At 68.7% G+C, this 319-nt stretch carries 1 protein-coding gene; it reads left to right on the top strand.

The annotated features are described in order from the left end of the window. Positions 1 to 319: DUF3482 domain-containing protein (locus tag EE949_RS18245; RefSeq protein ID WP_122665585.1), on the top strand; the 319-nt coding region annotated here is incomplete at both ends.

Here is a 319-nt window from a genome sequence, read left to right as displayed (position 1 = left end):
CCTATAGATAAGGCGCAGGCTGGATTGCTGGGCGCGGTGATCTCCGGCGCCGCGACCGGATTGTCCGCCGATGTGATGGCGGGCGGGCTGACCTTGGGCGGCGGCGCCTTGCTGGGCGGCGTGGTCGGCGCCCTGACGTTCGCGGGCGCGGCCTGGGGCTTCAATTCCAGTACCGACCGTAATCAGGCCGCCGTGCAGTTTACCGACGCCTTTATGCGCAATCTGGTGGTGGTCGGCATCCTGCGCTACCTGGCGGTGGCGCACTTCGGGCGCGGACGCGGCAACTTCGTCGAGAACGAGGCGCCGGCCTTCTGGCAGG

It is taken from the genome of Pseudomonas viridiflava, assembly GCF_900602065.1.
GTDB lineage: Bacteria > Pseudomonadota > Gammaproteobacteria > Pseudomonadales > Pseudomonadaceae > Aquipseudomonas.
The sequence above is the reverse complement of the archived record's forward strand: the minus strand, read 5'-3'. Positions and strand labels throughout refer to the sequence as shown.